Genomic DNA, 13,603 nt, shown 5'->3' with positions numbered 1-13,603 from the left:
GGGCATGGCAGGTCGTGGGTCAGTGAACCGTCGACAGGTCTCCGACGGCATCGGCGTAGTAGACCGATCCACCCAGGTGGAACGCGATCTGCCGGAAGGTCCAGCCCTCGCCGGGTGAGCGGTCCAGTTCGTCGGAGGTGAGCGCGTTCAGCCGGGCGGACCAGATCCGGGCGAGACGGAGGAGCCGGCTCGAAGCCTCCTCCAGGTCCTGCTCGGTGAAGTGCGTCAGATCCGCGGGGGTGGTGATCGCCGACGCGTGCCAGCGATCAGGGACGGTCTCGTGTCCCGCCAACCGTGCCTCCAACTCGGCGAGGTGGTCGACGAGGTGGTCGGCCACCCTGCGGATCGCCTTGTGCGGGGTGTAGATCCGCTGATCGGTGTGGAACGGCCGGCCGTCCCACGCCGTCCATGTGGCAGCCAGGCCCAGGACGTGGTCGACCATCGCCGTCACGACCAGCGCGGGGGAGCGGTCGTCGGTGATCGGAATCTCATGCGTCATTGTCCGTCTCCATCTCGGTGCGCTCTGCAGGAAGGTCGCGTCCGGGCCTCACGGCCCATCTGGCCGACCCGCGGCTCAACCTAGACGCGGGACGTGTCGGCGGTCGCCGAAGCATGGCGTCCCTGTCGAGGCGGCCGGAGCCCGGCCGCCTCGACAGGCGTCGCACCGATCAGGCGGGCGTGTGGCGGCGCCGTTCCACGCGAGCACGCCCGAAAGGGCGGTGGACGGGCGATCGCGCGGCCCCGATCAGCCTCACACCATCAGAATGCGCCGGCCCGTGACCCGGTAGCCGATCCGTTCGAACGTCGCCGCCATCGGATGGTTGCCGACGTCGGTGTTGTCGATGATCAGGGGTTCGCCCTCCGCCGCGAAGATGTGCATCGCCTCCGCCAGCAGGTCGTACGCGTAGCCGTGGCCGCGGTGCCGGTGGTCGACGCCGATGTAGCCGGTCGTCGCGGAACGGTCGTTGCGGGTGGGCATCACCATGCCGACCAGCTCGCCCGCCGCGTTGTAGGCCAGCCGCCACCTGTCGCGTCCGCCGGGCATGTCGCCGACCATGGCCATGAGGTGAGCCGCGACCTCCTTGGGCGACATGCTGCGCAGGTCCGCCTGGTCTCCCGCGTCCAGGCTGCCGGTGACGATGTGGACCATCAGATCCAGCAGGACCTGTTCGTCCGTGACAGGGGTGAAGGCGAGCCTGGTCGAGCGGGGAGGCAGGCCGTACTCGGGGATCCAGCGCAGGTTGAGCCGCTCGACGTGGAAGGTCAGTCCCGCCTTCTCCGCGGCCTGGATACGGGCGCTGGCCTCGGCGAAGGCGTCGGGACGCTCGCGCCAGTCCGGGGGCAGCAGGAGGTTGTACTCCGGCCGCGGGCCGATCGGTGAGTGGTAGTCGGGAGTGACGAGCGCGGCGTAGGCGGCCTTGAGCAGGGCGGCGCCGTTCTCGACGGTGTCGAAGTCGAGGTAGTCGAGGCCCCACGGGTGCTCCGCGAGGTGTGGGGCGCTGAAGGCGGCCCTGGCGACGACCCGCTCGTCTCGCTGGGCGATCCAGACCCACTCCGGCCGGTACTCGCCTTCGGCGGCCAGTTCCAGGAAGGGGCGCATACGCTGTCCGACACCGGACGTGGGCAGGGTGGTGATGCTGTCGAAAAGGGCGAACTCGCTCTCGTCGGCGAGTGCGCGGATGACCAATGCGGTCAAGGGATTCTCCTGTGGAAGGAGCGCTCCCGTCAGGCGGACACCTGGGTCCTGTGGGAGCGCGAAAGCGTAACGGGGTACATGCGGCTCCTCACCTCCTTCGTGCGTGATCAACGGACGTACGGTATCGGGCGGTGCGAGGCGGGGCAAGGGACGCCCCCCAGGGAATGCCGGGCGAGACGGGATGGTTGTGGGCATCTAGTTAAATATTCAACTAAAGGGGACTCGTCATGGATCTGGGACACATCCTCATGCTGGTCATGGGCGTGCTGGTGGTCGGTGGGATGGGGGTCGCGCTGGTGGCGCTGGTGCACTCCGGCGTCAGGACCGGTGAGTGGCCCGTGCAGAACAGGCGGCGCGTCGTCTGGCGGGGGTTCGTGGTCAGGTAAGCCTTGAGGCCCGCGACGTCGTAATGGAAATGACCTGGAAGAGGTCGCTCTGTACCTTTGCCGGAATGACACCGATTTTCCGGCTGTGCGATGAGCACATCACCAGGTCCGCCCAGCTCGACCCCGTGGACGCCGTCTACATGGGCATCTCGGGAGACTTCGGCGTTTCCACCGACTACAGCCCCGACGGCCACGCCGCCAGGCACGAGCTGCTGAAGTCCACGCTCGCCGCACTCGACACCCTTGAGCCCGAGAACGACGCCGACCGCAGGGCCGCGAGCCACCTGCGCGAGCGCCTCGAGGCCGACGCCGCCTGGTACGAGACTGGCGAGCAGTACGCCGACCTGAGCAGCCCGTTCGGACTGCTGTCCACCGTCAGGGACAGCATCGACCTGCTGCCCACCGACGGAGAGGAGCACTGGCGCAAGGTGGCCGCGCACCTCGCCGCGGTGCCCGGGATGCTGGCGAGCTGGCGGAGCTCGCTGGAGGAGGGCGTCAGGCGCGGCCTTCTGGCCGCCCGGCGGCAGGCGGTGGAGGGCGCGGGCGCGGCCGACAAGTACGCCGGCACCCACGACGCCCTCGTCGCCTCCTACGGTGACGGGCCCCTCGCAGGCGAGCTCGCCAAGGCCGCCGCTCTTGCCCACCAGGGCTACGCGGACGCGGCCCGCTACCTGCGTGAGGAGTACGCGCCCAGGGCCGCCGAGCGCGACGGCGTGGGCGCCGAGCGCTACGCGGTGGCCGCCAGGCGGAACCTCGGCGCGGACCTCGACCTGGTCGACGCCTACGAGTGGGGCTGGGCCGAGCTGGCGCGGATCGAGGAGGAGATGCGGCAGGAGGCTCACGCGATCCTGCCAGGCGCGAGCGTCGACGAGGTGATCGCCCACCTCAACGCGACCCAGTACGTGGTCGGCGCCGACGCCTTCCTCGCCTGGCTCAAGGACAAGCACGACGGGGCCATCGCCGCGCTGCACGGCACCCACTTCGACATCGCCGAGCCGCTGCGCACGATCGACGTGACGCTGGCGCCGGGCTCGACGTCCGGTTCGGCCTACTACACCGCGCCGAGCGAGGACCTGTCGCGTCCTGGACGCACCTGGTGGCCCGTCGGCGGCAGGGAGAAGTTCGCCACGTGGAGCGAGCTGTCCACCGTCTTCCACGAGGGCGTGCCCGGCCACCACCTGCAGCTCGGCGCGGTCACCGTGGCGGGCGACAGTCTGTCGAGGTATGCGAAGTTCTCCTGGGTGAGCGGGCACGGCGAGGGCTGGGCGCTGTACGCCGAGCGGCTGGCCGACGAGCTGGGCTGGCACACCGAGCCTGGCACCCGGCTCGGCATGCTGGCCGACTCCGCGCTGCGCGCCGCCCGCGTGGTGATCGACATCGGTGTCCACCTGGACCTGCCGCTGCCCGACGGCTCCCGCTGGAGCTTCGAGAAGGCGTGCGAGGTGCTGAGGGAGCGCGGGCGCGCGGTGGAGCACACCGTGCACCCCGAGATCGTCAGGTACTTCGGCTGGCCGGCGCAGGCGATCTCCTACAAGCTCGGCGAGCGCGCCTGGCTGGAGGCGCGCGCGGAGGCCGCGAGCAAGCCGGGCTTCGACCTCAAGCAGTGGCACACCGCCGCGCTCGACCTCGGCCCGATCGGCCTGTCCGGCCTCCGCTCGGCGCTCTCCTCCCTCTAGATCCGCTACGGCAAGGCGGACTCAGCCCCGCCGTGGTCACCGGCTGAGCCCCGTCCGAGCACGCCACTCCAGCAGGACTCCGGTTCCCGCCGTCACGTCGTCACGCCGTCACGTGGAGTGGGCGACGTGACGGCGGCGGCCGAAGTCCTGCCGGAGCACGCGTGATGGACGGACGGCCACCGGCGACCACGGTGGCCGTGACCAGCGCTTGCCGTAACGGATGTGCATGAATTGTCCCGCGTGTCGCGGGACGGATCGGGCGATTTCCGCCGGTACCGTGGGCGGATCGCGTGAGGAGACCGGTCAACTCGGCACGATCTACCCCTGTGGTCTGGTGGAATCTAGAGCTGTGAGTGGTCAGACCTGGCGGTTGGTGCGACGTGGGGGCGGGGGAGCCGCTGCGGCCCCTGTGCTCGACCGTGACCAGCGTGCCGTGCTCGAACACCAGGGCGGTCCGCTCCTCGTCCTCGCCGGACCCGGCACCGGCAAGACCACCACGATCGTCGAGGCCGTGGTCGATCGCATCGAGCGGCGCGGCGTCGACCCCGAGCGGGTCCTCATCCTCACCTTCAGCCGCAAGGCCGCCGAAGACCTCCGCCAGCGGGTGACGGCCAGGATGCGCCGCACCACCCGCACGCCGCTCGCGCTCACCTTCCACAGCTACGCCTACGCGCTGCTGCGCCGCGAGGCCGTCATGGAGGGCAGGCAGCCGCCGCGCCTGCTCACCGGACCCGAGCAGCTCCTCGAGATCCGCCGCCTCCTGCACGGCGAGCTGGAGGAGGGCGCCCCGTTCTGGCCCGAGTCGCTGCGCGAGGCGCTCAAGACGCGCGGCTTCGCCGAGGAGCTGCGCGACTTCCTGGCCCGCGCGGGCGAGCGAGGGCTGGAGGCCGAGCGGCTGGTCGAACTCGGCAGGCAGTACGGCAGGGCCGACTGGATCGCCGCCGGACGCTTCTCCCAGCGCTACCAGGAACGCTTCGACCTCGACCCCGAGCTGTCGCTCGACTACGCCGAGCTGATCAGGGCGGCCGCCGCGCTGCTGGCCGACCCCTCGGTACGGCGCCGCGAACGCTCGGCGTACGACGTGGTGTTCGTCGACGAGTACCAGGACACCGACCCGGCTCAGGAGCACCTGCTCAGGCACCTGGCCGGCGACGGCCGCGACCTCATCGCGGTCGGCGACCCCGACCAGTCGATCTACGGCTTCCGCGGGGCCGACGTCCACGGCATCCTCCGCTTCCCCGAGCGCTTCCGCGACCGCGCGGGCCGTCCTGCGCCCGTCGTGGCGCTGCGCGTCTCCCGCCGCAGCGGCGAGGACCTCCTCGCGGCCTCCCGCCGCGTGGCCGCCCGCCTCCTCGCCGCCCCCGCCCCCCAGCCACCCACGGCCCCTCCAGACCCCTGGACCACCCCCACCGGCCCCACCCCACCCCCGAACACCCCGACCGCCTCCCCCGGACCCTCCGCTTCGGAAACTCCGGTCGCCTCCCTGTCCACGGGCGTCCTCGCCGACGCGCGGGGCGCCTCCGCGGGCTCCACCGTCGACGGTTCCGAGGGGCAGGGGGAACGGCCCGCGCAGCGGACCTGGGAGCGTCCCGACAGGTTGAAGGCGCGCGGGCACAGGGACCTCGTTCCCGCTCCCGGCACCGACCAGGGAGAGGTGCGGGTCCTGCTGGCCGACAGCGTCAGCCAGGAGGCGGCCGTGGTGGCCGACACCCTGCGCAGGGCGCACCTCATCGAGGGCCTGCCATGGCACCGGATGGCGGTCCTGGTGCGGTCGGCCGAGCGGCAGGTGCCGCTGCTGCGGCGGGCTCTGGTGAGCGCGGGCGTCCCGACGATGGTGGCCGGTGACGAGGTGCCGCTGGCGCAGGAGCCCGGCGTCCGTCCTCTGCTCACCACCCTGCGCGTCGCCCTGACCCCCGCGGCGCTCGACGAGGCGGTGGCGGAGGAGCTGCTGACCGGCCCGTTCGGCGGCACCGACATGCTCGGGGTCCGCCGACTCAGGCGCGCCCTCAAGATCGCGGAAAACGAGGCCACCCAGAACCCCGGCCCCCGCCCCTCGGATGTCGAGGACGAGGAGGCTCCCTCGGGCCCTGAGGGCGCCAACGCTCTTTCGGATCTCGCGGGCGAGGAGACTTCCAGAACCGACGAGGCTGCCAGGACCGAGGCGTCGGCCTTCGGCGACGCACGGGACGAGACGACACCCTCCGCAGGCGGCGTGGCGACGGCCTCCGCGGGTGAGGCGATCTCTCCAGGCGGCGAGACGAACGGTGAGGCGGTCCGGCACGAGGAGGAGGGCGGTCGCGGGTATCGGGCGGAGTTGCCGCGTTCCTCGGGAGAGTTGCTGATCGCCGCGCTCAGAGACGCCAGGGAACTGGTCAGGATCGAGCCGCACATCGCCGTCCCGGCCGAACGCGTGGCCAAGCTCATCGCCACCGCCCGCGAAGCCGTCCAGGCCGGTGGCACCGCCGAGGACGTCATCTGGGCGGTGTGGCAGGCCAGCGGCCTGGCCGAGCGCTGGACCGACCTCAGCCTCGCGGGCGGCGCCAGGGGGGCGCAGGCCGACAGGGATCTCGACGCGGTCGTGGCGCTGTTCGACTACGCGGCCAGGTTCGTGGACAGGATGCCGAAGGCGGGTCCCGAGGTGTTCCTGGAGGATCTGTCCTCGCAGGAGATCCCCGGCGACACGCTGGCCGAGCGGGCCCCCGACGGCGACGCCGTGCGGGTGCTCACCGCCCACCGCGCCAAGGGCCTGGAGTGGGATCTGGTGATCGTCGCAGGGGTGCAGGAAGGCGTGTGGCCTGACATCAGGCTGAAGGGCTCCCTGCTGGGCATCGACGAGCTGGTCGAGCTGGCCGAGGGCGCGCCGCTCGACTTCACCGACGCGACCGCCGCCGCACTGGCCGCCAAGCAGCTGGCCGAGGAGCGCCGCCTGTTCTACGTGGCCGCCACCAGAGCCAGGAAGCGACTCGTCGTCACCGCCGTGGGAGGGGAGGACGCCGACGAGCGTCCTTCGCGGTTCCTGTCGGAGCTGATGCCGGGCGCGGTGGAGGAGGCGACGGTCGACGACCACGCCAGGTGGCTGAACCTGTCGGCGCTGGTCGCCGATCTGCGCAGCGTGGTCACCGACGCCTCGCAGCCCGAGACCATGCGGAAGAAGGCGGCCGAGCACCTGGCCCGCCTGGCCCGGCAGGGCGTGAGGGGCGCGCACCCGAGCGAGTGGTACGCCCTCACGGAGCTCTCCGACGACCGTCCGCTGAGCTGGCCCGACGGCATCGTCCGCATCTCGCCCTCGTCGGTGGAGAGCTTCACCAAGTGCGGCCTGCGCTGGCTGCTGGAGACCGCGGTCGGCGCGGCGGGCACGAGCTCGGCGCAGGGGCTCGGCACGGTCGTCCACGCGCTCGCCGTCCTGGCCACCGAGGACCTGGCCAGCGAGGAACTGCTCGGCAAGCGCCTCGACGACATCTGGACCGAGCTCGACTTCGGCGGCGTGTGGTTCAACCGCAAGCAGCGCAGGGTCGCCGAGCAGATGATCGCCAGGTTCATGAGGTGGCAGGAGGACAACGGCCGCACCCTGGTCGCCACCGAGGAGTCGTTCGTCGCGACCGTCTCGGAGGGGGTGCAGATCAAGGGCCGCGTCGACAGGGTGGAGCGCGACGAGGACGGCAGGGCGTTCATCATCGACCTCAAGACCGGCACCTCCAAGCCCAGGCCCGACGAGCTCGACCGCCATCCGCAGCTGGGCGTCTACCAGCTCGCCGTGCTGCTCGACGCCTTCAAGCGGCACGGCCTCAGCGAGCCGGGAGGCGCCGCGCTGGTCCAGGTCGGCAAGGCGGCGGGCAAGGACGCCAAGGAGCAGGCCCAGCCGCCGCTCGACCAGGCCGACAACTGGGCCAGGGACATGGTCGACACCGTCGCCGTCGGCATGTCAGGGCCGTTCTTCCAGGCGAAGGTCAACGACGGCTGCCGCACCTGCGCGGCCAGGGCGAGCTGCCCCGTCAACGACAACGGGGGTCAGGTGTGCTGACCCCCGTCGAGCTGGCCGGCAAGCTCGGCATCAGGCCGCCCACCCCCGAGCAGGCCGTGGTCATCGAGGCCCCGCTGGAGCCCATGGTCGTCATGGCCGGCGCGGGCTCGGGCAAGAGCGAGACGATGGCGGGCAGGGTCGTGTGGCTGGTGGCCAACGGCCTGGCCAAGCCCGAACGCATCCTCGGCCTCACCTTCACCCGCAAGGCCGCCGCCGAGCTGTCCCACCGGGTGAGAGAGCGGCTGAACGGCCTGGCAGAGGCGGGGCTGGTCCCCTCCCAGCTCCTCGACAACGAGCCGACGGTCTCCACCTACCACGCCTACGCCGCCCGCCTGGTCACCGACCACGCCGTCCGCGAGGCGCTCGAGCCGACCATGCGCCTGGTCACCCCTGCCGTGGCCTGGCAGCTGGCGAGCAGGGTGGTGGCGATGTACGACGGGCCGATGGACAGGATCGAGCTGGGCCCTCCCTCGGTCACGGCCGCCGTCCTCGAGCTGGCGGGCGAGCTGTCGGAGCACCTGCGCTCGGCGCAGGACGTCAGGAGGCTGGGAGAGTGGCTGCGCGGCAAGGCGGCCGAGGCGGCCACGGTGCGGCAGCGCAAGCCGCTGGCCGTCCAGGACGCCCGCGAGCAGCTGCTCCCGCTGGTGGAGGCCTACGAGCGGCTCAAGCGCGCCCGAGAGGTCATCGACTACGGCGACCAGATGTCGCTGGCCGCCCGCATCGCGGCCAACCATCCTGACGTGGGCCGCATCGAGCGCTCCCGTTTCTCGGTGGTGCTGCTCGACGAGTACCAGGACACCAGCCACGCCCAGTTGGTGCTGCTGCGCAGCCTGTACGGCAACGGCCACCCCGTCACCGCCGTGGGCGACCCCTGCCAGTCGATCTACGGCTGGCGCGGCGCCTCCTCGGGCAACCTGCGGCGCTTCGTCACCGACTTCCGCACCGCGAAGGGCGACCGGGCCCCCGTCAGGCAGCTCAGCGTCAGCTTCCGCAACGGCGACCGCGTCCTCGACGTGGCCGCGCGCATCCAGCTCCCGCTGCGCATGGAGGCCCGCGAGGTGCCCGTCCTCGTGCCTGGGCCCAACCGCGTCGACAGGGGCCGCATCACCTGCGCCTTCCACGAGACCGCCGAGGACGAGGCCAGGTGGGTCGCCGACCAGGTCAAGCGGGCCCTCGGCCAGGAGCTTGCTCCTGACGGCATGCCATGGGGCGACGGCGAGCGCAAGAAGACGCTCGCCGTCCAGCCGCAGGACGTCGCGGTGCTCGCGCGTAAGCGGTCGCAGTTCCCCGCGCTGCGCAGAGCGCTCGAAGAGCGCGACATCCCGGTCGAGGTGGTGGGTCTGGGCGGCCTGCTGACCGTGCCGGAGGTCAGCGACCTCGTGGCCACGCTCAGGGTGCTCTACGACGCCGGCGCGGGCGACGCTCTCGCCAGGCTGCTGGCCGGGCCGCGCTGGCGGATCGGCCCCGCCGACCTGCGGCAGCTGGGGGAGTTCGCCAGGGAGCTCAACCGCGAGCTGCGCGAGGGCGCGGAGCGTTCCTCCGACCCGCTGGACCAGGCCGTCTCCGACCTGGCGGAGGAGCGTGGCAGCCTCGTGGACGCCCTGGACGAGCTGCCGGACAGGGAGGAGTGGCTCGACGCCTTCTCCCCGCTGGCCAGGACCAGGATGGTCGCGCTCGCCCAGGAGCTGCGCCACCTGCGCGCCCACACGCACCAGCCGCTGCCCGACCTGATCAGCGAGGCCGAGCGCCGCATGGGCCTCGACATCGAGGTGGCGGCCAGAGCGGGTACGGCGGGCGCGGTGGCGGCCCGCGCCGACCTCGACGCCTTCCTCGACGCCGCCTCCCGCTTCGCCGGCGACTCGGAGGACCCGACGCTCGGCGCCTTCCTGGCCTACCTGGAGGCGGCCGAGAGCGAGGAGTTCGGCCTCGAGGCGGGCAGGGTCGGCGAGAGCAACAGCGTGAAACTGATGACCGTGCACGCCTCCAAGGGCCTGGAGTGGCCGATCGTCGTCGTGCCTGGGCTGTCGCAGCTGCTGAGCAGGAACGGCATCACCAAGGGCAGCATCTTCCCCGCCACGCCCGTCACCAACAGCCGATGGACCGACAACCCGCGCAAGCTGCCCTACGCGCTGCGCGGCGACGCCGCCGACCTGCCCCGTCTGACCGGGCTGACCAAGGACGAGCTGGCCGACTTCGACGAGCGCTGCCGCGAGCGCGACCTGACGGAGGAGCGCCGCCTGGCCTACGTCGCCGTGACCCGCGCCCACTACCACCTCATCGCCTCCGGTTACCGCTGGGGCACCGCCTCCAAGCCGCTCGACCCCTCCGACTTCCTGCTGGAGATCCGCGACACGTGCGGCACGGCCGCGGTGTGGGCCGCCGAACCTGACGAGGGCGCCACCAACCCGCTGCTCGCCGAGCCGGCCGAGGCGCGGTGGCCCCTCACCCCCGGAGGCGTCCGCCAGCAGGGAATCGAGGACGGCGCCCGCCTGGTGGAGGCGGCCCTGACGGGGGCGGAGAGCGCGGGAGAGGACGAGCCGCTCAGCGAGAGCGACGAGGAGCGGCTGCGCGCATGGGAGCGCGACACGGACCTGCTGCTGCGCGAGCGCGCCACCGGCCGCGGCAGGTCGAGGACCACGGTCGAGCTGCCCACCAAGCTGACCGTCTCGTCCCTGGTCACGCTTGCGACCGACCCGGGCGCGCTGGCCCGCAGGATCCGCAGGCCCGTCCCCACCCAGCCCGCGCCGCTCGCCAGACGCGGCACCTCCTTCCACAAGTGGCTGGAGTCGCGGTGGGGTCAGCAGCGGCTCATCGACGACTTCGAGCTGCCGGGCGCCTTCGACGAGCCCGAGGAGATCGACGTCCGCCTCGCCGAGCTCCAGGAGCGCTTCGACGAGAGCGAGTGGTCGGGGCGCGAGCCGCTCGACCTCGAGGTCCCGTTCGAGACGATGATCGCCGACCGGCTCGTGCGGGGCAGGATGGACGCCGTCTTCGAGCGCGAGGACGGCTCCTACGAGGTGGTCGACTGGAAGACGGGGCGCCCGCCCACCGGCAAGGCGGCCAGAGGCGCGGCCGTCCAGCTGGCCGCCTACCGGCTGGCCTGGTCGCACCTGGCGGGGGTGGCGCTGGAGCGGGTCGGCGCGGCCTTCCACTACGTGCGGTACAACCAGACCGTCAGGCCCGTCGACCTGCTCGACGAGGAGGGGCTGGTCGCGTTGATCGAGTCGATCCCTAGGTCAGGTAGTGGAAAGCGGGCTTCGGGTGCATGAGGAAGTCGTGGTGGGAGATGTTCCACGCGTAGGCGCCCGCCATGGCGAACACGACGGTGTCGCCCACCCTGATCGAGGTCCTGACCTCGCCGGCCAGCACGTCCTTGGGCGTGCAGAGCTGGCCCACGATCGTCACGGGGGTGTCCTCGACGCCGGGGCCCGACCCCGTCGGCAGCACGGTGAACGGTTGCGAGTGGCCCTTGGTGGCGGGCGTGCGCAGGTGGTGGGTGCCGCCGTGGACGATCGCGAAGGCCGCGCCGTGCACCCGCCGTACGTCGATCACCCTGGTCACGTAGAAGCCGCAGTAGACGGTCAGCGCGCGGCCAGGCTCGATGCGGACCACCTGGCCGGGACGGCGTAGCGCGTTCAGCCCCCTGCCGTAGGCGCTCCAGTCGAAGCGGCGCTCGGGAGCGGTGTAGGAGACGGCCATGCCGCCGCCGACGTTGACCTCCTCGTCGTGCTGGGCGAGCAGCACCGAGGCGAGGTCGAGCAGCGCGGGCGCCTCCAGGCCGCTGGCCAGGTGGGCGTGCACGCCGCGCAGCCGCACCCCCTCGGTGAACAGCGGCAGGCACTCGGCCAGGCCATGGTCGTCCATGCCGAAGGGGCCGCTCATGGTCAGGGCGGCGCCCGCGGTCTCCAGCGGGAGGTTCAGCCGCAGGAGCACGTCGGCCCGCGACCGCAGAGCGAGCAGGCGCCGCAGCTCGTAGGGCGACTCGACGTGCAGACGGTGCGCGGGCAGGCACAGCTCGGCGTCCGTCTTGCCCGGCCCTCCCACGGCCAGCCGCGCTCCCGGCAGGACCGCGCCGACGTGCGCGTGCTCGCCCGCCGACGACACCTCGAAACCGTCCACGTGGGCCGCGAGCACCCGCAGGAGCTCGGGGTCGGGGTTGGCCTTCACCGCGTAGTAGAGCTCGACGCCAGGCAGCGCCGCGCGTACGGCGGCGGCGTGCGCGTCCAGCGCCGCCAGGTCGTAGACGAAGGCGGGAGCCTCCAGACGGGGGGCGATCTCGGCGATCATGCGAACGGGTTGGCGATCGGCACGTAGCCCGCGCTCCTGTCGGCGCCGCGGGCCCATCGGACGCTCAGATTGGCCTTGGCCGGCAGCGGAGCGCCCGCCAGCAGGTCCGACAGCGGAAGCGGCCAGCCGGTCGCCGCGCCGTACTCCTCGAGGATCTCCCTGGCCACCGTCCAGAGCTCGCGCAGCGCGGCCTCCGACAGCGCGAGCGTGGCGGCGATCTCGGTGAGGTGGTTGACCATCAGGCAGTAGACCACCCTGGCCCAGCCGCGGGAGGCGTCGTAGGTGAGCGCCTCGGCGACCCTGGGGTGCAGCTCCGACAGGTCGTGGCCGACCAGCTTGGTGCCCTCGAGGTCGCGGAAGATCGCCTCGACGGGCCGCCCGGCCGAGTCGAGGCAGATGAGGACGTTCTGCAGGTGGGGTTCGAGGACGACGCCGTGGGTGAGGTAGGCGTCGAGCACCGGCAGCGCGACGGCCCGCACGTACGCGGCCCACCAGGAGACGGGGTCGGCGGGGGTGGCCGCGCAGGCCAGCGCCCCCGCCAGCACGGGCGTGAGACCCGGCGAGCACACCGACCACGGGCTGGCCCGCACGATCACGCCCAGCCCCTCGAGGAGCCTGGTGTCGAGCGCCGCCGAGCGGTAGCCGGGCTCGGGCAGCCAGCGGGTGCCGGGGAACCTCGCCGAGACCGCCTCGAAGACCGGCGCCAGCCGCTCGGTCAGCGCGACCGCCCCGGCCAGCTCGTACCACGCGTTCTTGCGGACGCAGTTGGTGATGCGCACGTCCAGGCTGAACTTCAGGCAGCTGCCGCTCGAGGGGTCGTAGACCGTCCTGACCGACGAGGTCGGCCAGACGACGGGCCCCTCGCCCAGGTCGATCAGCCGGTCGTCGAGGTGGGGGCGCAGCAGGTCGAGCTGCCACGGGTGGGCGGGCAGCAGCGCATACCCCTGCGGCGCGACACCCGCCAGGTCGAGCGCCGAGGCGTCCCCCTCCTGAGCCAGCACGTCCTGCCGCACGCCGAGCAGCCGCACCGGGAAGGAGGCGTGCGCCTCGGGCGCGTAACGCAGCCACTGCTCGCCGTCGCGCGCCTTGGGCGAGGGGTGGAAGGGATGACCGAGGACGAGCGCCTGCTCCGAGGCCAGCCACGGGTCGTTGGGCGGCGTGGCCGAGGCCCGCGCCCGCAGGATGGCCGCCAGCGCCTGCCTGCTGGCCGCCACCTGGCCGGCGAATTCCGGGTTGTGCCCGTCGAGCTCGGCCTCTGCCAGCCGTACCAGCTCGTCGGCGGTCAGCGGCACCCACGCGCCGAACTCCAGGCGCTCGACCTGCCCCTCGAACCTCAGCGCCGCGCCGCCGCCCGTGCGCGCCCTGATGAGCGTGTCCGCCACCGTCAGCAGCAGGTACGGCGAGGCGGGCCACACGTGCCCGCGAGGCCCCGCCACCTCCCGCACACAGCAGCGCAGCAGGGCGGAAAGGGTGGCCTCCTCGGCGATCGCGGCGGGCGGATCGAGGACAAGGCTTCGCATCAAGCGCTCCTCAGCAG

Annotated in this window: 8 protein-coding genes; 4 read left to right on the top strand and 4 right to left on the bottom strand. The window is 72.4% G+C overall.

Features of this window, described 5'->3' with window-relative positions:
* Positions 1-19 precede the first annotated feature (19 nt).
* Both ABFX50_RS09185 and ABFX50_RS09180 read right to left on the bottom strand, forming a co-directional pair.
* Positions 20-499 (bottom strand): hypothetical protein, encoded by a 480-nt coding sequence (locus tag ABFX50_RS09185; RefSeq protein WP_346145007.1) that lies wholly within the window; start codon positions 497-499, stop codon positions 20-22.
* A gap of 252 nt (positions 500-751) precedes the next feature.
* Positions 752-1,696: a GNAT family N-acetyltransferase gene (locus ABFX50_RS09180; protein WP_346145005.1), complete on the bottom strand. Its 945-nt coding sequence runs from the start codon at positions 1,694-1,696 to the stop codon at positions 752-754.
* A gap of 227 nt (positions 1,697-1,923) precedes the next feature.
* Between ABFX50_RS09180 and ABFX50_RS09175 the strand changes: the two genes are divergently transcribed.
* From ABFX50_RS09175 to ABFX50_RS09160, 4 genes are all read left to right on the top strand, one after another.
* Positions 1,924-2,082 (top strand): hypothetical protein, encoded by a 159-nt coding sequence (locus ABFX50_RS09175; RefSeq protein WP_183655690.1) that lies wholly within the window; start codon positions 1,924-1,926, stop codon positions 2,080-2,082.
* Between the two features lie 65 nt (positions 2,083-2,147).
* Positions 2,148-3,758: a DUF885 domain-containing protein gene (locus ABFX50_RS09170; protein WP_346145003.1), complete on the top strand. Its 1,611-nt coding sequence runs from the start codon at positions 2,148-2,150 to the stop codon at positions 3,756-3,758.
* A 409-nt stretch (positions 3,759-4,167) separates the two neighbouring features.
* Positions 4,168-7,779 (top strand): ATP-dependent helicase, encoded by a 3,612-nt coding sequence (locus ABFX50_RS09165; RefSeq protein WP_346145001.1) that lies wholly within the window; start codon positions 4,168-4,170, stop codon positions 7,777-7,779.
* A complete protein-coding gene (locus ABFX50_RS09160; RefSeq protein ID WP_346144999.1) occupies positions 7,773-11,048 on the top strand; it encodes an ATP-dependent helicase in 3,276 nt (1,091 codons plus the stop codon). Before ABFX50_RS09165 ends, ABFX50_RS09160 begins: the two co-directional genes overlap by 7 nt.
* On the opposite strand, the gene ABFX50_RS09155 is transcribed toward ABFX50_RS09160, so the two are convergent.
* Entirely contained in the window at positions 11,011-12,066 is a 1,056-nt protein-coding gene (locus ABFX50_RS09155; protein ID WP_346144997.1) for a type III PLP-dependent enzyme domain-containing protein, read from the bottom strand. The two genes, ABFX50_RS09160 and ABFX50_RS09155, sit on opposite strands and share 38 nt — an antisense overlap.
* A complete protein-coding gene (locus ABFX50_RS09150) occupies positions 12,063-13,586 on the bottom strand; it encodes an IucA/IucC family protein (RefSeq protein ID WP_346144995.1) in 1,524 nt (507 codons plus the stop codon). The genes ABFX50_RS09155 and ABFX50_RS09150 overlap by 4 nt, the downstream gene beginning before the upstream one ends.
* Positions 13,587-13,603 lie beyond the last annotated feature (17 nt).

This window comes from Nonomuraea recticatena (genome assembly GCF_039533245.1).
GTDB classification, from domain to species: Bacteria; Actinomycetota; Actinomycetes; order Streptosporangiales; family Streptosporangiaceae; genus Nonomuraea; species Nonomuraea roseola.
The sequence above is the reverse complement of the archived record's forward strand: the minus strand, read 5'-3'. Positions and strand labels throughout refer to the sequence as shown.